The organism is Streptomyces sp. NPDC037273, from assembly GCF_055603625.1.
The window spans coordinates 300,508-322,062 of sequence record NZ_JBVJVO010000008.1 but is presented as its reverse complement, the minus strand read 5'-3'; the positions used below and the strand labels follow the sequence as shown (position 1 = coordinate 322,062).

General features: G+C 73.9%; 21 protein-coding genes. 7 read left to right on the top strand and 14 right to left on the bottom strand.

Annotation, left to right across the window (positions count from 1 at the left end):
* Positions 1–124: 124 nt before the first annotated feature.
* Positions 125–1,162 (bottom strand): transglycosylase family protein, encoded by a 1,038-nt coding sequence (locus tag ACZ7G1_RS23075; RefSeq protein ID WP_470877400.1) that lies wholly within the window; start codon positions 1,160–1,162, stop codon positions 125–127.
* 118 nt (positions 1,163–1,280) lie between these two features.
* Complete coding sequence (locus ACZ7G1_RS23070; protein ID WP_470877401.1) at positions 1,281–2,540, bottom strand: cytochrome P450 family protein; 1,260 nt, start codon at positions 2,538–2,540, stop codon at positions 1,281–1,283.
* 88 nt (positions 2,541–2,628) lie between these two features.
* On the opposite strand from ACZ7G1_RS23070, the gene ACZ7G1_RS23065 reads away from it, so the two are divergent.
* Positions 2,629–3,840 carry a globin domain-containing protein gene (locus ACZ7G1_RS23065; protein WP_470877402.1) on the top strand — a complete coding sequence of 404 codons (1,212 nt, stop codon included), beginning with the start codon at positions 2,629–2,631 and terminating at the stop codon, positions 3,838–3,840.
* Between the two features lie 58 nt (positions 3,841–3,898).
* Here ACZ7G1_RS23065 and ACZ7G1_RS23060 read toward each other — a convergent pair whose 3' ends face one another.
* The 4 genes from ACZ7G1_RS23060 to ACZ7G1_RS23045 all read right to left on the bottom strand — a co-directional run bounded on the left by ACZ7G1_RS23060 (position 3,899) and on the right by ACZ7G1_RS23045 (position 6,908).
* Positions 3,899–4,192 carry a hypothetical protein gene (locus ACZ7G1_RS23060; protein WP_470877403.1) on the bottom strand — a complete coding sequence of 98 codons (294 nt, stop codon included), beginning with the start codon at positions 4,190–4,192 and terminating at the stop codon, positions 3,899–3,901.
* Entirely contained in the window at positions 4,189–5,148 is a 960-nt protein-coding gene (locus ACZ7G1_RS23055) for a nucleoside triphosphate pyrophosphohydrolase (protein WP_470877404.1), read from the bottom strand. The genes ACZ7G1_RS23060 and ACZ7G1_RS23055 overlap by 4 nt, the downstream gene beginning before the upstream one ends.
* A gap of 65 nt (positions 5,149–5,213) precedes the next feature.
* On the bottom strand, positions 5,214–5,843 hold the full coding sequence (locus ACZ7G1_RS23050) for a SurA N-terminal domain-containing protein (protein ID WP_470877405.1): 630 nt from the start codon (positions 5,841–5,843) through the stop codon (positions 5,214–5,216).
* An 81-nt stretch (positions 5,844–5,924) separates the two neighbouring features.
* A complete protein-coding gene (locus tag ACZ7G1_RS23045; protein ID WP_470877406.1) occupies positions 5,925–6,908 on the bottom strand; it encodes a glycosyltransferase family 2 protein in 984 nt (327 codons plus the stop codon).
* A gap of 126 nt (positions 6,909–7,034) precedes the next feature.
* Here ACZ7G1_RS23045 and ACZ7G1_RS23040 point away from each other — a divergent pair, with 126 nt between their 5' ends.
* Entirely contained in the window at positions 7,035–9,413 is a 2,379-nt protein-coding gene (locus tag ACZ7G1_RS23040; protein ID WP_470877407.1) for a YfhO family protein, read from the top strand.
* On the opposite strand, the gene ACZ7G1_RS23035 is transcribed toward ACZ7G1_RS23040, so the two are convergent.
* The 3 genes from ACZ7G1_RS23035 to ACZ7G1_RS23025 all read right to left on the bottom strand — a co-directional run bounded on the left by ACZ7G1_RS23035 (position 9,322) and on the right by ACZ7G1_RS23025 (position 11,977).
* Positions 9,322–9,912 carry a GNAT family N-acetyltransferase gene (locus ACZ7G1_RS23035; RefSeq protein ID WP_470877408.1) on the bottom strand — a complete coding sequence of 197 codons (591 nt, stop codon included), beginning with the start codon at positions 9,910–9,912 and terminating at the stop codon, positions 9,322–9,324. The genes ACZ7G1_RS23040 and ACZ7G1_RS23035 overlap by 92 nt on opposite strands.
* 171 nt (positions 9,913–10,083) lie before the next feature.
* A complete protein-coding gene (locus ACZ7G1_RS23030; protein WP_470877409.1) occupies positions 10,084–11,079 on the bottom strand; it encodes an AraC-like ligand-binding domain-containing protein in 996 nt (331 codons plus the stop codon).
* A 154-nt stretch (positions 11,080–11,233) separates the two neighbouring features.
* Positions 11,234–11,977 carry a DUF2625 domain-containing protein gene (locus tag ACZ7G1_RS23025; RefSeq protein ID WP_470877410.1) on the bottom strand — a complete coding sequence of 248 codons (744 nt, stop codon included), beginning with the start codon at positions 11,975–11,977 and terminating at the stop codon, positions 11,234–11,236.
* Between the two features lie 194 nt (positions 11,978–12,171).
* Here ACZ7G1_RS23025 and ACZ7G1_RS23020 point away from each other — a divergent pair, with 194 nt between their 5' ends.
* The 3 genes from ACZ7G1_RS23020 to ACZ7G1_RS23010 are packed head-to-tail and all read left to right on the top strand — an operon-like array spanning position 12,172 to position 13,798.
* Positions 12,172–12,543 carry a PadR family transcriptional regulator gene (locus ACZ7G1_RS23020; protein ID WP_470877411.1) on the top strand — a complete coding sequence of 124 codons (372 nt, stop codon included), beginning with the start codon at positions 12,172–12,174 and terminating at the stop codon, positions 12,541–12,543.
* The gene (locus ACZ7G1_RS23015) at positions 12,540–13,133 is read left to right on the top strand and encodes an HAAS signaling domain-containing protein (RefSeq protein WP_470877412.1); all 594 of its coding nucleotides are present in this window, start codon (positions 12,540–12,542) and stop codon (positions 13,131–13,133) included. The genes ACZ7G1_RS23020 and ACZ7G1_RS23015 overlap by 4 nt, the downstream gene beginning before the upstream one ends.
* A 56-nt stretch (positions 13,134–13,189) precedes the next feature.
* Positions 13,190–13,798: a GNAT family N-acetyltransferase gene (locus ACZ7G1_RS23010; protein ID WP_470877413.1), complete on the top strand. Its 609-nt coding sequence runs from the start codon at positions 13,190–13,192 to the stop codon at positions 13,796–13,798.
* A 10-nt stretch (positions 13,799–13,808) separates the two neighbouring features.
* Here the strand turns inward: ACZ7G1_RS23010 and ACZ7G1_RS23005 are convergent, their stop codons facing one another.
* Positions 13,809–14,180, bottom strand: a complete 372-nt coding sequence (locus tag ACZ7G1_RS23005; protein ID WP_470877414.1) for a hypothetical protein — start codon at positions 14,178–14,180, stop codon at positions 13,809–13,811.
* Positions 14,181–14,325: 145 nt separating this feature from the next.
* Between ACZ7G1_RS23005 and ACZ7G1_RS23000 the strand changes: the two genes are divergently transcribed.
* Both ACZ7G1_RS23000 and ACZ7G1_RS22995 read left to right on the top strand, forming a co-directional pair.
* Positions 14,326–15,168, top strand: a complete 843-nt coding sequence (locus ACZ7G1_RS23000; protein WP_470877415.1) for a helix-turn-helix domain-containing protein — start codon at positions 14,326–14,328, stop codon at positions 15,166–15,168.
* Complete coding sequence (locus tag ACZ7G1_RS22995; protein WP_470877416.1) at positions 15,150–15,356, top strand: DUF397 domain-containing protein; 207 nt, start codon at positions 15,150–15,152, stop codon at positions 15,354–15,356. Before ACZ7G1_RS23000 ends, ACZ7G1_RS22995 begins: the two co-directional genes overlap by 19 nt.
* A gap of 34 nt (positions 15,357–15,390) precedes the next feature.
* On the opposite strand, the gene ACZ7G1_RS22990 is transcribed toward ACZ7G1_RS22995, so the two are convergent.
* The 4 genes from ACZ7G1_RS22990 to ACZ7G1_RS22975 all read right to left on the bottom strand — a co-directional run bounded on the left by ACZ7G1_RS22990 (position 15,391) and on the right by ACZ7G1_RS22975 (position 21,371).
* Positions 15,391–16,494: a helix-turn-helix domain-containing protein gene (locus tag ACZ7G1_RS22990; protein WP_470877417.1), complete on the bottom strand. Its 1,104-nt coding sequence runs from the start codon at positions 16,492–16,494 to the stop codon at positions 15,391–15,393.
* Positions 16,495–16,859: 365 nt separating this feature from the next.
* Entirely contained in the window at positions 16,860–18,497 is a 1,638-nt protein-coding gene (locus ACZ7G1_RS22985; protein ID WP_470877418.1) for a serine/threonine-protein kinase, read from the bottom strand.
* Positions 18,494–19,099, bottom strand: a complete 606-nt coding sequence (locus tag ACZ7G1_RS22980) for a hypothetical protein (RefSeq protein WP_470877419.1) — start codon at positions 19,097–19,099, stop codon at positions 18,494–18,496. Before ACZ7G1_RS22980 ends, ACZ7G1_RS22985 begins: the two co-directional genes overlap by 4 nt.
* 136 nt (positions 19,100–19,235) lie before the next feature.
* Positions 19,236–21,371, bottom strand: coding sequence for an N-6 DNA methylase (locus ACZ7G1_RS22975; RefSeq protein ID WP_470877528.1), 2,136 nt, complete (start codon positions 21,369–21,371; stop codon positions 19,236–19,238).
* Between the last annotated feature and the right edge of the window lie 184 nt (positions 21,372–21,555).

The following is a 21,555-nucleotide window of genomic DNA, read 5'->3' as shown; positions in this document are numbered from 1 at the left end:
CCGTCCGGCGGGGGGTGTTTGCGCAGGTGAGAGGTGACGGAGCCAAAGGTTACGGACAGGACACGCCAGTTGAGGCGAAGAGACCCATGTCTCACTTGCCCAGATCCGGACATACGGCCCCGAACTACCCCTCGCGCGAAGCCGGATCCACCGTCAGCTCAAGGCTCTGACCAGGCACGATCAGGTCCGGATCGGCGCCCACCGTCTGCCGGTTGGCGTCATAGAGGGCCGTCCAGCCTCCGGGGAGTTCGTTCGACTGCGCGATGCCCGAAAGGCTGTCACCGGGCTGCACGGTGTACGCGCCCGATGCGCCCTGACTGTCCGTTGTGCCCGAATTCTTCGCGCCGTCAGCCGAGGGCTGCGACTCGACGCTTTCGGCCACCTTGTCGCTGGAGGAGGCATGTCGACCCGATTCGGCCGAAGCGCCCGACTTGCCGCTTCCCTCCGGTGCGGCCTCGCCCCGGTGCTTGCCGGTGCCGGGTGTGGCCGACGACACGTCACCTTCCTCCGTAGCGGAGGAATCGGGCGTACCGGGCGTAACCGACCCGTCCGGGGTGCCGGGGGCCGTCGGCGTGCCCGGGGTGACCGAGGTGTCCGGGGTGACCGGCGCGGAGGGCGTGAGGGGGGCGGAGGGGGTCGGGGCGACGGTGGCCCTCTTCTCCGCGCCGAGCGTGCGGCCTGACGCCTCGGAGGCCGACGGCAGGCCGTCGGTGCGGTTCGACTCGGCGACCGGGCCCGTGGGGGCGGCGGGGACGGCGGTCGGGCCCGGGTCCACGCCGGTGCTCCTGCCGTCGTTCGTCAGGCCGGCGATCGGGGCGCAGGTGGCCCACTCCTGGCTGCCCTTGGCAAGGGCCTTCTCGGCCACCGCGATCTGCTGGGCCCGGCTGGCCAGGTCGGGGCTCGGCGCGTACGCCAGACCGCCGTGGCGCTCCCAGCTGTCCTGGGTGAACTGGAGGCCGCCGTACATGCCGTTGCCGAAGTTGGCACTCCACTGGCCACCGGACTCGCACTCGGCGACCCGGTCCCAGGTGGAGGCGTCGGCGGCGGAGGCGGACCCGGTGGCGAGCAGCGGCAGCGCCATGGCCGATCCGGTCACCCCGGCGGCGACGACGAGGGCGGGGGCCTGACGGGGGCGACGGTGTCGTCCGTTCCCGGAACGCATAGCAGCGCCTTTCGCGTGACGGCTGAGACTGCCGGGAAACGTAGCGGTATTCGAACGCTCGTCACAAGTCGATGGACCCGCGATCACGTGAAGATCACAGTTCTGACGGGCAGTCAGTTCACTGTGGGGGTACGGAAGGGGAGAATTCCACCGGAAGCGTGCGCAATCCCCGCATGATGAGCCCGCCGCGCCACCGCAGTTCGTCCGGATCGACGCCAAGTCGCAGATCCGGCAGACGCGTCAGCAGCGTCGCGAGCGCCGTCTGACCCTCAAGCCGCGCGAGCGGCGCACCCAGGCAGTAGTGGATGCCGTGCCCGTACCCCAGGTGCTGGTTGTCGCGCCGGGACAGGTCGAGCACGTCCGGCCCGCCGAACCGCTCCGGGTCCCGGTTCGCGGCGGCGAGCACCACCAGCACCGGGTCGCCCGCCGGAATCTCCTGCCCGCCGATGGTCAGCGCCCGGGTCGCGTACCGCCAGGTCGCCATCTCCACCGGCCCGTCGAACCGCAGCAGTTCCTCGACGCCGGTCTCCAGGAGCCCCGTCTCCCCCGCCGCGACCGAGGCCTGGAGCGCCTCGCGCTGCCCGGGGTGCCGCAGCAGCTGGTAGACCCCGTTGCCGATGAGGTTCACGGTCGTCTCGAAACCGGCGAAGAGAATGATGAAGGCCATCGCGGCGGCCTCGTTCTCGGTGAGGTGCTCGCCGTGGTCGGAGGCCTTGATGAGCCCCGAGATGAGGTCCTCGCCGGGCTCCTCGCGCTTGCGGTGGATCAGCTCCGCGAGATAGCCGCGCATCTTCTTCACCGACCGCGCCACCCCGCCGCGCGGCCCGCCGCCGTGCCGGATCATCATCCCGGCCCAGTCCCGGAAGTCGTCCTGGTCCTCCGGCGGCACACCGAGCAGGTCGCAGATCGCGTAGATCGGCAGCGGGAACGCGAACTCGTGGATGAGGTCGGCGCTCCCCTTCTCCGCGAAGGAGTCGATGAGCCGGTCGGTCAGCTCCTGGACGCGCGGCGCGAACTCGGCGACCCGGCGCGGCGTGAACGCCTTCGACACGAGCCGCCGCAGCCGGGTGTGGTCCGGCGGGTCGATGTTGAGCAGGTGGGTCATCAGCTCGGCCTTGCGCTCGCCCGGGATGCCCGTCTTCCCCTTCGCGTGCGGGGACTCGTCGTGGTGCGCCGGGTTCTTCGAAAGACGCTGGTCGGCCAGCGCCTGCCGGGCGTCGGCGTACCGGGTCACCAGCCAGGCCTCGACCCCGCTGGGCAGCGTCGTCCGGTGCACGGGCGCGTGCTCCCGCAGCCAGGCGTAGGCGGGATACGGATCGCTCGCGAACTCCCAGGTGAAGAGCTCGGGGGCGGGGGCGGGGCCGGGGGTCGTACTCACGCCACGACCGTACAGGGCGACCCCCGCGCGTCACGTTCGTGGAGAACCTGTGATCAAGGGGTACAGGTCGTGCCCTAGATTCTTGTCAGTGGACCCCCAGCTGCTCAGAGCTACCTTCGCCGTCGTCGAGAGACGCGCCGAACAAGCCGTCACCTTCTTCTACTCGCACCTGTTCTGGAACAACCCGGGTGTGCGCGAGCTGTTCCCCCAGGACATGCTCCCGCAGCGGGACCGGCTCTTCGCCGCGCTCACCCATGTGGTGACCCACCTGGAGGACCCCGCCCTCGGCCCCTACCTGGGGCAGCTGGGCCGCGACCACCGCAAGTTCCTCGCCTCCCCCGCGCTCTACGCCGCCGTCGGCGAGAGCCTCATCGCCGCCTTCACCCACGCCGCCGGCTCCGCCTGGACGGTGGAGGCCGAGAAGGCCTGGACCGAGGCGTACGGCCTGGTCTCCGAGCTGATGCTGGCCGGCGCCGACGAGTCGGCCGAGGCGGGCGAGCCGTCCTGGTGGGACGCGGACGTCGTCCGCCACGAGCGGTACGGAGACGACCTGGCCGTCCTCACCCTCCGCCCCCGCTGCCCCCTGCCGTACCTCCCCGGCCAGTACGTCAGCGTCAGCTCCCTGCGCGTCCCCCGCGTCTGGCGCACCTACTCGCTGGCCAACGCGCCCCGCCCCGACGGCACCGTCGAAATCCACGTCAGCCGCATCCCCGGCGGCGCCATGAGCACGGCCCTCGTCGAGGAGACCGGCCCCGGCGAGGTCCTGCGCCTCAGCGCCCCCGGCGGCGCCCTCACCGCCCACACCGCACCGGGCGGACTCCGCACCTATATATGCGCCGGTACGGGCTGGGCGCCGGTGAAGGCCCTCCTGGAGGAGGCCGCCACCGCCGAGCCTGCCCTCGAAGGCCGGCTGTTCGTCGTCGCCCGCGCCAAGGAGTACCTCTACGCGCGCGTGGAGGCCGAGAACCTGAAGGAACGCCTTCCCGGACTGAACGTCACCTACATCACCGCCGCGCCCCGCCAGCGCCGCGACCAGGCGACCGAGCGGCTGCTCCAGGCCCTGCGGGCCTGCGTCCAGTGGCCGGCCCACGACGTCTACCTCGCCGGCCCGCCCGCCTTCGTCAACGAGGTCACCGAGGTCCTGGAGGAGGTCGGCGCCGACCCGGCCCGCACCCACCACGACACCCTGCCGCTCGTGGGCCGCTTCACCACCCGCCCCAACACCGCGGCCGAACGCCTCCTCGGCCCCCCCGAGGTCCTCTGGCACAACCCCCAGGCCCGCGCCCCCCGCGACCACTGACCGCCGCCGGGTCCACCCCGCACGCGGCCGCGGTCAGCTCCCCGCACGCGGCCCGCGTTCAGTCCCCCGCACGCGCGCGCGTGCGCGCCCGCCACACCGCGTACCGCGCCAGCTCCGCCGCGCACCCCAGCGCGATCACCCCGAGGACGACCCGCGCCCACGGCCACGTGCCGTCGCTCAGCGCCTCCCACCCGAAGAACAGCATCATGAACGCCGTCACCCCCGGCGCCTCGGCGAACTTCGGCTTCCGCTGCCGCTTGGGCCCGCCCGAGGCGGCCTCACGCGGGACGGCGGTCCCGTCCGGGGTCCGCTCGCTCAGGGCCGGGTCGCCCGCGTCCGGGTGCGTGCTCACAGGCCCTCCGCCGTTCGGATCGCGTCGCGGTAGGCGCGGGCGGCGGCCCGCAGGGCGGCTTCGGGGTCGGTGCCGGAGGCCTCGGCCCGGGCCGCGAGGGCGAGCAGTTCGTAGCCGACGCCCTCACCGGCGGGCAGGCCCACGTCGAGGCCGGCGGTCCGCACCCGCCCGGCGAGCTTCGCGGCGAGCGCGAGGCCGGGCTGGCCGAGGGGGACGCCGTCGGTGACGGACTCGCGCTGCTTCTCGATCGCCTTGGTGCGCAGCCAGTGCGCCTTGACGTCCTCGGGGGTCTCGGCGGTCTCGTCGCCGAAGACGTGCGGGTGCCGGTGGATCAGCTTCTCGACGAGCGTGGCGGCCACGTCGTCGACGGAGAACGGCTCCTCGGGGTCCTCCTCGGCGATCCGGGCGTGGAAGACGACCTGGAGGAGGACGTCCCCGAGCTCCTCGCGCAGGGCGACCCGGTCGCCCTCCTCGATCGCCTCGACGAGTTCGTACGCCTCTTCGATGCCGTACTTGGCGAGCCCCTTGTGGGTCTGCTGCGAGGACCACGGGCAGACCCGCCGGATGCGGTCCATGATCTGCACGAGGTCCAGGAGCCGGGCGCCGGGCAGGTCGTACGAGCCGGGCAGCAGCTCCAGGTCGGGCATCGCGTAGCGGCCGGAGCCGGCGAGCCGGGCGAGGCCGTCGGTCAGCGCGCGGTCGCCCTCGCCGGAGGGCAGCAGCAGGACCGTACGGCCTCCGGCGCAGGCCGCCACGAGCTCCTCGGCGGTCGGCCGGAGGTGCTCGACGGCGACGCCGGCCTCCCGCAGATAGGGCAGCTGGGGGTGGTCCTCGTCGGGGCAGAGCACCCGGTCGGCACCGTGCAGCGCCTGCCAGGCGGGCCAGGAAAGGATTCCGGGCGCCACCCGGTGGCTTGCGGTCAGCAGGACGATGCGGCCGGGGCTCTCAGAAGTCACCCCTCGAACCTACCCGGACCCGCCCCGCGCCTTCCACGGAGCCCGGGTCCCGGACGGACAGGGCCCTAGGCGGCCGGGTCGCGGTTGATCTGGCGGATCCAGGGCGTGGTGGCGGCGGTGAGGCCGCCGCGCTCGGAGTCCCAGGCGCCGTAGCGCGGGTTCACGTCGATGGCGAGGGCCTTGGAGGCGGCGGAGTAGACGTCGGTCCGCTTCTTCTGGCCTTCGGCGCTGTCGGTGAAGCCGAGCTTCTCGGCGATCTTGAGCATGAGGACCTCGTGGCGGACGAAGTCGTCGATCTGGTCGGGCGCCACGCCCCGCTGCTGGAGCAGGATGGCCTCGAAGCGTTCGTCGCCGCCGTTCTCGCGGGTGTAGGCGGTGCGGGTCTGCTGGATCTCGGCGCGGGTCGCGGTGACGCCGTTGTCCGCGGCGACCTTCTCGACGATCCGGTCGATGATCATGGCGTTGAGTTTCCGCCGGCCGAGGTCACCGGTGGCCTTGAGCAGTTCGGCGGACTGCTCGGAGGAGGCCTGCGCGGCGCGCACGTCCTTCACCTGCGCCTGGAGGCTGGAGACCTCGATGCGTTCGCCGCCGACGACGGCCGCGGCTCCTGGGTGGGCGTCACTGCCGCAGGCGGTGAGGAGTGGGGCCGCGGCGAGGAGCGCGGCGGAGAGGGTGAGCGCAGTGCGGCGGTGCAAAGGAGCCTCCCGGGCTGGTCGTGCGTCACGTTGAACGACCTTGCGGTGATCGATGGTAGGGAGTCGCCGGGGCCGGAGCCACTACTTCGGTGCGACTGTTTCCCACAACGACTCACCCGTCACCCGGGTGTCGGCCGCCTCGGGGCCGGCGCTGGTCTCCTTCAGCAGGTAGTGCGGTCTCCGCTTCACCTCGTAGTAGATGCGGCCGACGTACTCGCCGATGAGCCCGACCATGACCATCTGGACGCCGGCGAGGGCGGTGACGGCGACGAGCAGGGTGACGTAGCCGGGCGTGGTCACGCCGTTGACCAGGGCGTCGCCGACGATCCAGGCCGCGTAGCCGAGGGCGAGGACGACGAGGAGCAGCCCGAGGTGGACGGCGGCCCGCAGGGGCTTGTTGTTGAAGGAGAGCAGGCCGTCGAGGCCGTAGTTGAGGAGCTTGCCGAAGGTCCACTTGGAGCGGCCCTGCTCGCGGACCGCGTTCTCGTACGAGAAGGTCGTGGTCCGGAAACCGACCCAGGAGAACAGCCCCTTGGAGAAGCGGTTGTACTCGCCGAGGCCGAGGACCGCGTCGACGGTACGGCGGGAGAGCAGCCGGAAGTCGCCGACACCGTCCACCAGCTCGACGTCGACGAGCCGGTTGATCGCCCAGTAGTAGACGCGGGCGGTCAGGGTCCGGGTGACGCGGTCCCCGTCCCGGGTCCGGCGGGCGACGACCTGGTCGTACCCCTCCGTGTGCAGCGCGACCATGCGGTGCACGAGCTCCGGCGGGTGCTGGAGGTCGGCGTCCATGATCACGACGGCGTCGCCGCCGGCGTGCCGGAGGCCGGCCAGCATCGCCGCCTCCTTGCCGAAGTTGCGGCTGAAGGAGACGTAACGGACCCGGAGCGGGTCGTCCGCGGCAAGCTCCCTGAGGAGCGCGAGGGTCCCGTCCCGGCTTCCGTCATCCACATACACGATCTCGAACTCGCCCTCCAGCTTGGCGAGTTCGACGGTCACATGGTCATGGAAGCGGGCGAGGACGTCCTCCTCGTTGAAGCACGGGACGACGATCGAGAGCAGCACACGGACCACGACAACGGAGCACGATGACCCGGCCGGTCCGCGCGCGTGACCGTCAGACGACCATCGCGTGAACTGGCCCTCCGAGACCGGTTCCACCGCCCGGGACGCTGACATATTCGACCCGTCATGCCGAACACCAAGCGCTCCTGCCTGCTCGCCGCCCTCCTGTCCGCCGTCGCCGTCTGTGCCGGGGACGCGGTGGCCCGGGTGTTTCCCTTCGGCCCGCGCCACCGGGCCGTGAACGACCTCGCCAACCAGTTCGTGCCGTTCCACGCGCACCTGTGGGACCTGTTGCGCGGCCGGGCGGACGGCGGCCTGCTGCTCGACTGGCAGGGCGGCTGGGGCACGTCGTTCCTGCCCGACTACGGCACGTATCTGTCGAGCCCGCTCGCGCCGCTCGTCGCGGTCTTCCCGCGCGGCGACATCGAGTACGCGGTGTACGGGCTGACCGTCCTGAAGACGGCGCTGGCCGCGGCCGCGATGACGTTCCTGCTGCGCCGCGTCGGCCCGGCCGGCGTCTGGTGGTGGGCGGCCGTCCTCGGCGCCTCGTACGCGCTGTGCGGCTGGTCGCTCGCGGAGGGCACGTACAACCCCATGTGGCTGGACGGCCTGATCGCCTTTCCGCTGCTGTGCCTGGTCGGCGAGTGGGTACGGGAGGGGGCGCGGCCGCTCCTCGGGCCCCTGGTGGTGGCGGTCTGCTGGCTCGCCAACTTCTACACGGCGTACATGGCGACCCTCGGCGCCGCCCTCGTCCTCGTCGTCCGGCTCGCCGCGACCGGGTCCCTCCGCGTGCGGACCCTGGGCCGCGCCGCGCTCACCACCGGTCTCGGCGTCGGTCTCGCCGCGCCCGTCCTCGTCCCGGTCTTCCTCGGCTCCCGGCACGCCTACCCGGGCGTGGTCCGCGACTTCGCCCCGGCCGCCGGCACCGACGCGCTGGCCCGGCTGCTCCCGGTGACGTACAGCTTCGCGACCCCGGCGGCCTTCGTCTGCACGGCGGTCCCGCTCCTCGCGGCGGCGCTGCTCTTCCGCCGGGACGCGCCGGGCCGGGAGCGGTGGCTGTGGGGCGGGCTGTGCGCGGCCGTCGCCCTGTCGATGCAGTGGGGCCCCACCCACCTGGTCTGGCACGTCTTCGCCACGCCGAACGGCAGCCCGTACCGCCAGACCTTCGTCCTCTCCGGCGTCCTCGTCCTCGCCGCCTGGACCGGCCTCGCCCACGGTCTCCCCGACCGCCGCGCGCTCCTCGGCGGCGCGGCCGTCGTCCTCGCCCTCACGGCCGGCGCCCTCCCCAGCCCGCTGCTCACCTCCTGGTCGCTGCTCCTCGCGGGTACGGGCCTCGCCGCCGTGGCCGCCGCGCTGCTCCTGCCCCGCCGCGGCCGGTACGGGCTCCTCGCCGCCGCCCTCGTCACCGGCACCCTGCTCGCCCAGTCCGCCGCGACGACGGCGTACGCCGACCGGGAGCGGCTCGCCCGCCTCGACGACTACCCGCCCTGGGGTCCGGAACAGGAGCGCCGCGCGGCCGCCCTCTCGGCCGCCGACGGCTGGCCCGCCTACCGCACCGACCCCGGCCTGCCCCGCGTCGCCGGCAACGACCCGCTGCTCCTCGGCGGCCAGGGCGCCGCCTACTACAGCAGCCACACCCCCGCCGTCCTCACGCGGACCCTCGCCGCCCTCGGCGGCGGCTGGACCTCACGCGGCCGCAACCTCCAGAGCCTCGACAACCCGGTCACCGACGCCCTGTTCGGCGTCGGCGCCCGCTGGCGCGACGGCACGGTCGTCCGCACGGACACCCGCCTGCCCCTGGTGACGCTCCGACCCCAGGGCCCGCCGCCCGCCTACGGCCCCTCGCCCTTCCGCAACCAGGAACTCCTCCTCGGCGCCCAGGTGTACGAGTCCCCCCACGCGGGCGCGTGCCGTGTCGGCACGGAGGTCTTCCTCTGGGCCCCCGACGCCACCGGCGACGCCCGCCTCGGCGACCACCCCCCGGTCCACCTCCTCGGCGGCACCCCCAAGCGGCGCGCCGCCCTGACCTCCCTCGGCCTCCAGCGGACCCCCGGCCTCACACCGGTCCTCCCCGGCCCCGGCGAACTCGGCTGCCTCGACCACGCCCGCCTCCGGACGGCCGTCACCGCCCTCCGCGCCCGCGCCGCGACCTCCGTCCGCCTCACCCCGTCCGGCCTCCGCGCCACCCTCCCCCCGGGCGGCGGCACCGCCGTCGTCGCCGCCCCCCGCATCGCCGGCTGGCACTGCGAGGACACCACCCCCGTCTCCTACGGCGGCCTCCTCGCCGTCCCCGTCCCCGACGGCCACACCACCGTCTCCTGCTCCTACCGCCCACCCGGCCTCCGCGCGGGCCTGGCGGCGGGGGCCCTCGCGGCGCTGCTGCTCCTGGGCGTGGTTCTCGGCCCCCGGGTCGTCAGGACGCGCCGAACGACTCGATCCCGAACAGCTCCTCGCCCCGCAGCTCCCAGCGGATCTCCCCGTCCTCGACCTCGTCGGTCGGCGTGAGGCCGGCCGCGCGGGCGACGGCGGCCGAGGCCGCGTGGTCGGGGTGGACGTGGGCGACGACGGTCCGTACGCCCCGGTCCAGGAGCATGCCGACGAGCCCTTCGGCCGCCTCGCGGGCGATCCCGCGCCCCTGCCACTCCGTACCCGTCACCCAGGCGACCTCGGCGGTCCGGCCGCCGTCGGTGACGGTCGCCTGGACGGTCCCGGCCGGCCGGTCCTCGGCCCGGAACCGTACGACCCAGTTGCACCAGAGGACGGCCGGGTCGGGCGAGCCGGCGACCAGCCGCTCGTAGCGGGCGCGCAGTTCGGGCTCGGGCAGCGGGGCGCCGCCGATGAAGGCGTGGAGGGCGGGGTCGGCGAGGACCCGGGCCATCTCGCCCGCGTCGGCGACGGTCAGGGGGACGAGGTCGAGGCGGGCGGTCGTCACCGTGACGGCCCCCGGGCCCTCGCCGCCGGACGTGGCCCCGCCGGTCCCCGCGCCCTGCTGTTCCGCGCTCATGCGTGCGTCTCCCCTGTCTCCCCGTTCCGGGCTCCGCGCCGCGCCGTCCCGTCCCCGGGCTCACCCGCCGAAGTCCCAGACCCCCTGGTCACCGTGCCTGTTCATTGTCGTCCCTCCCCGCGTTCCCCGTGGACCGATCTCACGGCGACGAGCCTAGGAACGGGCCGCTCCTCAGGCTGTGCGCTCGGCGCGTGCGTCCTTGACGCTGAGCGCGCGGAACTCGGTGGGGCTGAGCCCGTACGCGGCACGGAAGGCGCGGCTGAAGACGGCGGGGCCGCTGAAGCCCCAGCGGGCCGCGATGGCTTGCACCGGGTGGGCGAGGAACGCCGGGCTCGCCAGGTCGTCGCGGCAGCGTTCGAGACGGCGGCGCCGGATGCGGCCCTGGACGGTCTCGCCGTCCCCGTGCGCCTGGAAGAGCTGGTGCAGGGAGCGTACGGAGATGTGGTGGGCGGCCGCCACGGCGACGGGGGTGAGGTCGGGGTCGCCGAGGTGGCTGTCGACGAAGGTGTGGATCCGCTGGATGAGGGACCGCGCCCGTGCCTCGGCGGGCAGTTGGTCCTCCGCGTCGAGGTTCTGGGCCAGGCAGGCCGCGACGAGGTCCACGAGGACCGAACCGAGCCTCGGCAGGTCGTCGGGCCCGCACTGGTCGGCGTGCTCTTCGAGGGAGTCGAGGAAGGAGGAGAGGATCGCCCCGAGCCCGTGCCCTCCGGGTATCCGGCTGCCGAGCAGCCGCTCGACCCGGTGGGCGCGCAACGGCAGGTCCGTACGCGGGAGTTGCAGCATGGTCAGCTGCACGGGACCCGACTCGATCGGCATCGCCGCGTCGGAGGGCCGCGAGGTGTCCCAGAAGACCAGGTCCCCCGCGCCGACGCTGCAGTCGTTCCGGTGCTGGGAAAGGACCGTCGCCCCCCTGCGCATCAGCCCCAGCTGGTACTGCTCCGGGTCCCCCCGCCGGATCAGCGCGGGCGTGCGGCGCGAGCGCAGGGGCGAGAAGGCGAACCGCGCGACCCGGACGGCCCCGAGGTCGAGCACCGCCGCCCCGGCCTGGAAGTCGGCGGGCCGTTCGGCGCTGAGCGCGGTGGGCATCACCTCCCGCGTCACCAGATCCGCGAACCATTCGAACCGTTCCCGTGCGGGCAGCTCCCCCGCCGACACCACCGACCACATCGTGCGCTCCCCCGTTGATCTTCCTATCAGCGGCCAGAATGCAGCGGCGCGAACGCGTTTGTCGCCGGGTTGCACCCACGGCGTGGCGCGGCCCCCGCCACGACGACTCCGCTCCGCGGCCACCACCGCCCCTCCCCGACGGCGACGTGCGGGCCTACAGATCCGGGTCCCCCAGGAACCCCGGGTCCACCCCGTCCAGCCGCACGGCCGTCTCCCGCGCGAACCCCAGCAGCTGCCTCAGCGGGACGACCGCCCGACTGGTCCCGGCCAAGTCCCGGTGCGCCTCGGCGGACCAGAGGGGCGGATAGAGACTGAGCCCCTCGCCGCCCGTCAGGCCGGGCACCTCCTCGCGCCAGCCGGGCCAGCGCAGCCCTTCGTAGAACTCCTCGGTGCCGCCGTCGAGCACCCACGAGAGCCAGGCCCCGTACCCGGCGCCGGTCGCGTCCCAGCGCAGCGAGTCGGGGGCGAAGTAGACGATCTCGCCGGGGCGGCCCGGGAGCCCGGTCTCCTCCTCCGTGCCGCCCTGGACGGCGAACACCCCGCCCAGCACGTCGTGCGCGACGACGAGCCCGCCGGCGGGCCGCCACCCGACCTCCGGCTCCGCGGGGTAACCGTTGACCCGCGCGAGACCGGGCAGGCGCCGTTCGTTGTGCGCCGCGGGACTCCCGTACACCCGCAGCCAGCCGCCGTCGACGACCAGCCCGCCCGTACGGAAGACGAGCGCCCCGAGGTACGAGCCGACGGTGACCTGCGTCCTCAGGAGCGTGGCCGCCGCGTTCGCCGGGTCCGGATCAAGGACCTCGACGGGCACCTTCGCCGCCGCCAGCTCCCCTTCGAGCAGCGGCCACGCCGGCTCGTCGACCTCGGTCAGCTCGCTCAGTCCACGCGGTTCTCGCACCTGGGAATCGTTGCACGCGGAGTGGTGCGGCGCGGGGCGGGCGCGGCTCGGGACGGGGCCCGGGACGCGACTCGGGATGGGGCCCGGAGCGGGACTCGGGACGAGGCCCGGAGTGGGACGCGGAAGGGGGCCCGGGTGGGACGGGATGCGATTCGCCGTTGATCGGGGGCACACCCAGGGGTATCTTGCATTACATGGTTCCTGGCGAAGCAAGCACAGAGGCGGCCGGAAAGGTCGCCAGCCAGCTACGCAAGGGCGTGCTGGAGTACTGCGTCCTCGCCCTGCTGCGCGACGGCCCCCGCTACGGCGTCGAGATCCTCGACGAGCTCGCCGCCGTCAGCGTCATGACCACCAGCCAGGGCACGATCTACCCCCTGCTGTCCCGGCTCCGCCGCGACGGACTCGTCGACACCGAACTCCGCGAGTCGACCACCGGCCCCGCCCGCCGCTACTACACCCTCACCACCCCCGGCCGAACCGCCCTCACCGAGTTCGCCGAAAGCTGGCCTCGCTTCCGCGACGGCGTCGACCACTTCCTGACCGCACCCCACGGAGGCTCCGCATGACCGGCACCGAACACCCCCTCGTGACCGACTACCTCGCCACCATCGAGCGCGAAGCCTCCTTCCTCCCCCCGGGCCGCCGTGAAGAGCTCCTCGCCGACCTGCGCGAACACCTCGCCGTGGCCGTCGGCGACGAGCAGGACCCCGAAGCGGTCCGCACCGCCCTCGAACGCCTCGGCTCCCCCTCCGCCATCGTCGCCGCCGCCCGCGCGGAGGAACCGGAGACCACCGCGACCGCCGCGCCGGTGCCGCCGGCGGCACCGGCACCCCAGGCCCGCTCCCGTACGGTCATCACCGCCGTCCTCCTCGGCATCAGCGGCGTCGCCACCCTCACCTCCGGTTTCGCCGGCCTGGCCGCCCTCACCGTGGGCCTCGTCCTCCTCTGGACCTCCCCCGCCTGGGACCAGCGCACCAAGACCCTCACGACCGCCCTCACCCTCGCGACCCCGGTCGTCGTCCTCCTCGGCGCCTTCCTCCTGGCCGCCCGCCTCGACGCGACCACCCTCCTCGTCCTCCTCGCCCTCGGCATCGCCCTGCCCACCACGGCGGCCGTACGCCTCCTCCGCCACCAGCCTCAGCCGAAGACGGCCTGACCGCACGGGACACGGGGGGGGCACCCAGCCCCCCCCAAGATCATCTCGGGTACAGAATGACCCGTATGACCCTGTCGAACACCCCGATAACGGCCACCCTCGACGCCGCGCCCACGGTCGCCCGCACCCTGGCCTCCGCCTTCGGCGACGACCCGATGATGCAGTGGTTCTTCCCCGACGCCACCACCCGCGAGGCGAACCTCAACCGCTACTTCACGACCCTCTTCACCCGCCAGTACGGCCTCCACGGCGTCTGCGAACGCACCGACGCGGCCTCCGCGTTCTGGGTCTCCCCCGACGGCGCCGACAAGGCCGTCCCCGACGCCGACACCATCGCCGAACTCGTCACCCTCCTCGGCGACCGCGCCCCCGCCTTCCGCGAAGCCGTCACCGCCGCCGCCGAACACGGCCCCACCGAACCCCACTGGTACCTCGCCGTCATCGGCTCCGACCCCACCGCCCGCGGCCAAGGCCACGGCTCCGCCCTCCTCCGCTCCGGCCTCACCCAAGCCGACGCCTCAGGCCTCCCCGTCTACCTGGAATCCTCCAAGCCCGACAACCTCCCGGTCTACGAACACTTCGGCTTCCAGGTCATCGCCGAATTCCCCCTCCCCGGCGGCGGCCCCACCCTCTGGTCCATGCGCCGCGCCCCGCGAACGCCCTGACCCCGCCCGGTCACCGGTGGTCCTCCCACAGGTGCCGCCTGAGCAACACGTTCGCGTCCGTCACCGCACTCTGGTCGAACTCCGCCTGCGCCGCCCGCCGTTCCCGTACGAGCAGCGCGCACGCCACACAGTGCGGTACGGGCTCGGGCGGGCGGCTCAGATCCGGTACGGGCTCCGCCCGCGCCCCCACCGCGCGCCCGTTCGCCGCCCTGACACCCGCACTCAGCCGCTCGGCGGGCGTGGCCGGGCGCAGGTCGTCGGGGTCCGCCTGCCACTCCCGGCCACCCCCGACCGGCCGGAGCATCACATAGGGCCCGGCGGACCCTCTGAACTCCCCGACCACACCCGCCACTTGGTCGTAGACCCAGGCCCCGCATTCCATGGATACCGCTCCTCTTCGTGGACTACCCTCTGTGATCCCGGCGCTACGAGAATGGACCGGGAAACCGGGAACCCGGAGCGGTATCGGGCTGTGCTTCCCCAGGTCGCGCGGGTAGTTCCACACCTTCCACAAGGGAGTGCGCGCGATGCCTGCGAGACGGGTGGTGACGGGCCGCAGTCAGGAGCCGAGGAAGCGGTTCGCGGAGGAACTGAAGTCCCTCCGCACCGAGCGGGGCCTCAGCCTGCGGAAGCTCGGCGACGCGCTGGGCTGGGACTGGTCGCTCTTCTCGAAGCTGGAGAAGGGCGAGACGCTGGGCGGGCCGGAGGTGGTCCAGGCGTTGGACCAGTACTACGGAACAGCGACGATGTTGCTGACTCTGTGGGAGCTGGCGATGGGGGATCCCACCCAGTTCAAGGAGAAGTACCGGCGGTACATGACACTGGAGGCCGAAGCGACGAGCCTCTGGTATTACGCGGTAGGCGTGGTACCGGGCCTCCTCCAGACGCCTGCGTACGCCCGCGCGGCCCTCGCGACGAGCGGCATGTACGGCGAGGAACTGACGGCACAGGTCGAGGCGCGTATAGGGCGCCGCGAACTCCTGTCAGGTGAGAGCGCGGTGCCGTTTCGGGCGATCCTCTCCGAGACGGTACTGCGCACGCCTCTACCTGATCGCAACGAGTGGCGGGAGCAGCTGGAGTACCTCTTGGAAATGGCCGAGCGACGAAACATCACGCTACAGGTGCTGCCGCACGCCGCCGGTCTTCACGCCTTGGCGAACACCGATGTGATGTTCCTGCGGTTGTCGGACGGCCGCCCCGTGGCCTGGGTGGAGACTGACTACTCAGGCGATTTGGTCGAGGAAGCATCAGCCGTAGAGCGACTTCAGCTCCGCTACGATCGAGTGCGTGATCTAGCCCATTCCCCGCCGGATTCACGGAAGTTAGTCATGCGGATGTTGGAGGAAGTCTCGTGCGAGCCGTCGACCTGAGCAACGTCACGTGGCGCAAGAGCTCCTACAGCAACAGCGAAGGCGGCAACTGCCTCGAAGTCGCCGACGACCTCCCCCTCATCCCCGTCCGCGACAGCAAAACCCCGACCGGCCCCACCCTCACCTTCGAGCCCGCCGCCTGGTCGGCGTTCGTCGCCGAGATCAAGGGCGCCGCACCGACCCGGTGACCGGCCTGCCGGGATGCCCCGGGACGCGCCCGCGTCAGGCGGCGACGACCGGAGAGGGACCGTCGGCTGCGAGCCAGGCCGCGGCCGCCTCCCTGGCCGCCGCCGCGTCGCACGCGTCCGCGTCCGCGCGGCAGTCGGGGCACTGACCCGGCTCCCAGGCGCGGAACGCCACCTCCTCGCAGGTGACGCAGAGCTGGATCGGACGCGGGCGCGGGGCCGGGGGCAGCGCGGGGAGCGGCGGCGGGAGCAGATTGCCGAGGCGGTGGGAGAGCAGACCCGCCGGGTGCCTGAGGTCGTCCGGGAGGTCGGCGAGCAACGTACGCCGCACCGCCTCCGCCGTCGCGCCCCGCGCGAACCACGCGTCCACGGCGGGCGCCAGGTGCCGCACGTCCCGCACCGACAGCAGCATCCGCTCGTCGTGCCGCCGCAGCTCCACCAGCAATTCGGCCGCCGGCCCCTCCGGCAGCGCGACCGGAACCGCGGGGGCCGCCGGAGCCGAACACCGCTCCGGCTCCCGGCCCACGGGCCGCGCGACCGGGACGTCGTCCGCGTCCGCACGCGGGGCGGGGATGACGACCCGGGCCGGGGCCGGGGCGGGGACGGCGACCGGGGCGGGGGCAGGGACGGCGGCCGAGGCGGGGGCAGGGACGGCGGCCCGGGCGGGAGCCGGGGTGGCGACCCGGGCGGGAGCCGGGGTGGCGACCCGGGCGGGAGCCGGGGTGGCGACCCGGGCCGGGGGCGGTGTGTGGGTGGCCGGGGCATCGGCCGGGTAACAGGCGGGAGCCTGGGGGAGGTTCGGGACCGCGCCCGGGTTGTTGCAGGAGATCGTGCGCGTCACGATCTGCCCGTTCGGCAGGCGTTCGCGGAGGCGGCGGAGGTAGCCGTAGGACTCCAGCTCGCGGAGGGCGGAGGCGATGCGGATCTCGCCCTCGGGGAAGCGGTCGGCGAGGTCTTTGATGCCGACCGGGGTGCCGACGGGCAGCGACTGGATGTGGGTGGAGAGGCCGATGGCGACGAGCGAGAGGTGCTCGTGTTGCGCGAGGTGGTTGCCGATGACCACGAAGCCGGTCTCGTGGGTGACATTGGCGTGGATGATGCCCGCGGCGGGGATGGTCGCGCTAGGGTGCTGAATACCCATGGGGAAGTTGCTGCTTCCTTGTTGGTCAGGCCCCCGTCGGGATCGACAGTTCCGAGCGGGGGCCGAACTCTGTTCAAGCTCAGGACGCCGCGAGCATATGCCAGGCAACCACCCCAAAATCCAGCAGAGTTGGCAGAGTTCGCTCGTGTGGGTGACGCCCCCTCAGCATGACCACTTAGAGCAGGTGGGGTGGGGTTGGTACTTTCCCCCGGTACTTAAAAGAAGCGTCGTGGACAACCGGGTCCCGGGCCCCCACACCCCGGCGAACAACCACCCTGCGACCCACCTCCCGGCCACTCCGCCGCCCGGACACACGAGAGGGCCGGAACCCATCGGTTCCGGCCTTCTCGCGTATGCGGGGCGCTTCAGGGCCGGGGCCCCAGCTGCCGCTGGTGGTCGAGGGCGCGGCGGAGGTCGATGGGGAGGGGGTGGTAGGGGCCGTAGGCGCGTTCGGCGTCGAAGAGGAGGCGTTGGAGGTGGTCGTGGCCGGCGGTGTGGTCGCCGGTGGCGAGGAGGAGGAGGGCGAGGCGGCGGCGGATGTCGAAGGAGCGGGCGGGGTCGTGGTCGTAGTAGGGGAGGACGGCGCGGAACTCGGCGAGGGCGGCGGCCGTTTCGCCGAGTTGTTCCAGGCAGAGGGCGGCGTCGTAGCGGAACTGGAGGGTGCCGGGGTCCGAGGGGCCGGCTTCCGCTTCGCGGTCCTCCGCGAGGCGGCGGAGTTCGGGCAGGGCGCGGCGGTACTGGCCGTCGTCCATCAGCGTGGAGGCGTACTGCTTGCGCAGGATGTGGACGACCGGCGAGCGGTCGCCGTGTTCGGCGGCGGCGGTCGGCAGGAGGCCGCCGAGGAGGTCCACGGCCTGGGTGAGTGAGCCTTCGCCGAGCAGGCGTTTGACCTCGTCGACGGCGGCGGCGAGGTCGGTGCGGGGGGTGGGGGTGGGGGCGGCCGAATCCCGGGGGTCCGCGTGCCGGTCGACCCGTGGGTCGGTGCGGGGGTCGGTGCGGGGAGCCGGGGGCGGGGTCGGGGGCAGAGGAGGCGGCGAGGTCGGCGCGGGTACCGGGACCGCCACCGTCGGGACGGGGGCGGGCAGGGGGGTCGGGCGGGCCGGCCAGGGGGCGTGGGGGCGGAGGAAGGGGCGGGTGGGGTCCATGGGGCCGGTGGGGGCGCCGTGGGAGGGGAGGAGGGGGAGGAGGAGGTCGTAGACCTCGTGGGCGCCGGAGGGGCGGGCGCGGGGGTCCTTGGCGAGGAGGCGGAGGACGAGGGCTTCGAGGGCTTCGGGGACCTCGGGGCGGAGGTGGCGGAGGGGGACCGGGGGGTCGTAGAGGTGGCGGTGGAGGACGCCGAGGGCGGTGGAGCCGGCGAAGGGCACGTTTCCGCTGAGGAGTTCGTGGAGGAGGATGCCGAGGGCGTAGAGGTCGGTGGAGGGGCCGACGGCGCCGCCCATGGCCTGCTCGGGGGCCATGTAGGCGGGGCTGCCGATGGGCGAACCGGTCTGGGTGAGGCGGGTGGTGTCCGTGTCGAGGACGGAGGCGACGCCGAGGTCGAGGACGGTGACGGAACCGTCGGGGCGGATCATCACGTTGCGCGGCTTGAGGTCGCGGTGGACGATCGGCACCGCGTGGACGGCGGCGAGGACCGCGCAGAGCTGGGCGGCGACGCAGACGGCCCACTCCCAGGGGTAGGGGTCGTGCTCGGCGAGGTGGTCGGCGAGGTCGGCGCCTTCGACGTACTGCATGACGAGGTAGAGGTCGTCGCCGTCGCTGCCGGCGTCGTGGACGGTCACCAGGCCCGGGTGGTCGACGTGCGCGGTGACGCGGCATTCGCGGACGAAGCGGCGGCGGAGTTCCTCGGCGGCCGTGGCGGGGCCGGTCATGGTGGCGGGGCGGAGCAGCTTGACGGCCACCCGGCGGTCGAGGCGGCCGTCGTACGCCGTCCAGACCTGGCCCATGCCGCCCTGGCCGACGACGGTGGAGAGTTCGTAACGCCCGCCGATGACGCGCCCGTTCACCTGCGGTCTTCACCTTCCGGGGCGTTCTTGCGCAGCAGGTCGCTCAGCTCGTCGAGCTCGGCGCGGACCTGCTCGATCCGGGGCGCGGCGGGCGGCTGGGGCGCGGGGACGGCGGGCGGCTGGGGTCCGGGGACGGCGGGCGGCTGGGCGACGGGGCCGCCGTACGGGTTCGGGCCGGCGCCCGGGCTCGGGACCGTGACGGCGGTCCCGTAGTCGTACCCCGCGGGCGGGAACGCGGGCGCGGCGACGGCGGGCCGGTCCATACGGCGGATCTCGACCAGCAGGTAGTACGTGATCGAGCCGGCGACCAGGAGGACCATGACGCCGACGCCGATGAAGGACTCCGTGGTGGTGGGCTCCTCGTCGCCGGTGACACCCGCGTACGTGAAGAGCGCCGCGGCCAGCAGGAACGTCACGCCGAACAGCACCCAGTCGAGCGCCCTGCGGGTGACGATCGCGAGCCGCAGCATCGGGGCCCAGGCCAGGAACCCGCAACTGAGCAGCGCGAGCGCGGAGAAGAGGACGAGCAGCGCGATCCGGCCGCCGGAAGCGGGGCTTGTCGGCGGCTGCGGAACCTGCGGGGCCTGCGGAGGGCCGTACATCCTGCTGCTCCTGCTCGGACGGATCGGGTGCGGAGACGAGCGTATACACCGATGCGGACAACGGTTCCGGGATACCCGGAACCGTTGTCGAAGTGAGCGGGAAGCGTGCCGCCGCCGGCACCGGCCTACGGCCGGCCTACGGCGCCACCGTGCCGTCCGCGAGGCCGTCGTACAGGCCCTGGACGAGTTGGTCGCCGAGGCGGGAGGTCTGGCGGAGGGCTTCCTCGAATTCGGCGAGGGCGCGGAAGCGGGCGCCGAAGCGGCGTTGTTCGGTGAGGGGGAGGCGGGGGAGCTGGAGGCGGCGGACGTCGAGGCGGGTGGCGGTGGAGGCGTAGCTGCTGGCCTGGCGGTTGTTGGCGGTGGCGCGGAGGAAGCCGGCGAGGAACCAGGGGTCGAGGGCGGCCGGATCGGGGCGCAGCAGCTGGAGGTTGCGGCCGAGGGCGGCGCCTTCGGCGGAGGCGTCGACGACGCGGACGGCGGCGCCGCCGCCGAGGACGGGGACGACGACGTCACCGGCGGCGAGCAGGACCGGTTCCTCGGGCGGGCCGTCGGGCAGGGTGCCGGACGGCGGCTGGGCGGCGAGGACGTCGTGGTCGGTGAGGACGGCGACCGGGGAACCGGCGGGGGCCGTGCCCGCGCCGCCCGCGCGCAGCGCCAGCGCGCCGGCCCTGGCCAGTTCGCCGACGGTCGTCGTGGGGCGGCCGACCGGGCCGCCGCCGGCGGTGGCGGGGTCGGTGACGGGCGGCGGGGTCAGTTCCCGGGTGCGGCGCAGGGTCTCCGTGAGGCGCTCGCGCACCCCGGCGAGCTGGGCGGCGCCCTCGGCGGCGGCCGGGGGCGGCAGGTGGCGGGCGGGGGCGAGGTCGACGTCGTCGTCGAGGAGCTCGATGACGGGGACGGAACGGCTCGCGCCGGGGGTCCCGGCGATGCTGCCGTCCCGGTCGAAGGACGTCCACGCCTCCAGTACGGCGGTGTGGACGGCCGGCCAGTCGATCCGGTCGCGGGCGTCCCTGGCGGGGCCGGCGTGCTCGGACGCGGTGTCGACGAGGAGGAGTTCGGCCGGGGGCCGCTCGCCGGGGACGGGCCGGCGGAGGACCCAGAGGTGGAGCGGGATGCCGTACGGGGGCGCGGCGCCGGCCGGGAGGGCGACGACCGCGCGCAGGGCGCCCCGGCGGAGCAGGTCGGCGCGGATGCGGCGGCCCGAGCGGCGGGAGGCGGCGGCGGGCGGCATCAGGAGGACGGCGGTGCCGCCGGGGCGGAGCCGGGCCAGGGCGTGCTGGACCCAGGCGAGTTCGGATTCCGTACGGGCCGGGAAGCCGTACTCCCAGCGGGGGTCGTAGGCCAGTTCGTCGTGGCCCCAGTTGCGCTCGTTGAACGGCGGGTGGCAGAGGACGGCGTCCGCCGCGAGCGAGGGGAAGGCGTCGGCGCGCAGGCTGTCGCCGGACCGGACGCGGATGTCGGCGTCGGTGCCGAGCGCCAGGCGCAGCGCGGTGAGCGCGGCGAGGTCGGGGTCGGCGTCCTGGCCGCAGAACGCGCCGGGCCGCTCGACGGCGGTGAGCAGGCTGCCGGTGCCGCAGGCGGGGTCGAGGACGGTGATGGGGGTGCCGTTCCCGGCGATCCGGGCGTTCCCGGCGCCACCTGCGTTCCCGCCGCCCGCGGTCTCCCCCGTGTCCGCCGCCGTGTCCGTCGCGGTGTCCGTCGCCGTGGCGAGCGCCGCCATGAGGGCGGCGGGGCCGGGCGGGGTGAGCGTGTACTGGCGGGGGTTGGCGTCGAGGTGACGGCCGAGCAGGAACTCGAAGGCCTCGCGCACCCCGGTCTCGGCCGCGAGCTCGGCGGCGCCGCGGAGCAGCGGGACGGAGGCGGTGAGCGCGGAGCTGGTGGGGGTGAGCACGGGCCGCCCGTGGCCGAGGCGCTCGCCGAGGGTCTCCTCAAGGGCCACCGGAAGCACCTCGACGAGGCGCTCGTCGGGCAGTTCGGCCAGCGACGGCCAGGCCGCCGACCGCTCCCGCACGAGGAGGAGGGCGCAGCCCGCGTGGACGAGGGCCGTGACGGCGCCGGCCGGGTGGCCGGCGACCTGCTGCCAGACCCGCTCGCGGAGCGGGACTTCGGCGAGTTTTCCCTGGTCGCGGAGCCACTGCTCGACGTCGGCGAGGGCGAAGGAGGGGCTGGCCTCCGTGCCGCCGACGGGCTTGGGGAAGTCGGGGTGGCGGCGGCGCCAGTTGCTGACGGCGGCCCGGCCGACGCCCGCGAGCCGGGCGATGCCGGCGGCGGTCACCTCGGCCCCGCCCACCTCCTCGGCGCCCGTGTCCCCGCTGTCCCCGCCGCCTACGTCCGCTGCGCGCTCCGGCACGTGACCCATCTCCCCTGACTCTGGTTCGCCCGCTTGCTCGTCGGCTGCTGGTCGCTGCTCGTCCTCGTGTGACACCAATCCTACTGACGAACGCCCGCCACACCACTTC

Bases quoted from the DNA above. Each gene is read 5' to 3' on its own strand.
- ACZ7G1_RS23040 (WP_470877407.1), top strand. From the start codon at position 7,035: ATGCCGAACACCAAGCGCTCCTGCCTGCTCGCCGCCCTCCTGTCCGCC.
- ACZ7G1_RS23030 (WP_470877409.1), bottom strand. From the start codon at position 11,079: ATGTGGTCGGTGGTGTCGGCGGGGGAGCTGCCCGCACGGGAACGGTTC.
- ACZ7G1_RS23015 (WP_470877412.1), top strand. From the start codon at position 12,540: ATGACCGGCACCGAACACCCCCTCGTGACCGACTACCTCGCCACCATC.
- ACZ7G1_RS23020 (WP_470877411.1), top strand. From the start codon at position 12,172: ATGGTTCCTGGCGAAGCAAGCACAGAGGCGGCCGGAAAGGTCGCCAGC.
- ACZ7G1_RS23075 (WP_470877400.1), bottom strand. From the start codon at position 1,162: ATGCGTTCCGGGAACGGACGACACCGTCGCCCCCGTCAGGCCCCCGCC.
- ACZ7G1_RS23010 (WP_470877413.1), top strand. From the start codon at position 13,190: ATGACCCGTATGACCCTGTCGAACACCCCGATAACGGCCACCCTCGAC.
- ACZ7G1_RS22980 (WP_470877419.1), bottom strand. From the start codon at position 19,099: ATGTACGGCCCTCCGCAGGCCCCGCAGGTTCCGCAGCCGCCGACAAGC.
- ACZ7G1_RS22990 (WP_470877417.1), bottom strand. From the start codon at position 16,494: ATGGGTATTCAGCACCCTAGCGCGACCATCCCCGCCGCGGGCATCATC.
- ACZ7G1_RS23035 (WP_470877408.1), bottom strand. From the start codon at position 9,912: ATGAGCGCGGAACAGCAGGGCGCGGGGACCGGCGGGGCCACGTCCGGC.
- ACZ7G1_RS23000 (WP_470877415.1), top strand. From the start codon at position 14,326: ATGCCTGCGAGACGGGTGGTGACGGGCCGCAGTCAGGAGCCGAGGAAG.
- ACZ7G1_RS23005 (WP_470877414.1), bottom strand. From the start codon at position 14,180: ATGGAATGCGGGGCCTGGGTCTACGACCAAGTGGCGGGTGTGGTCGGG.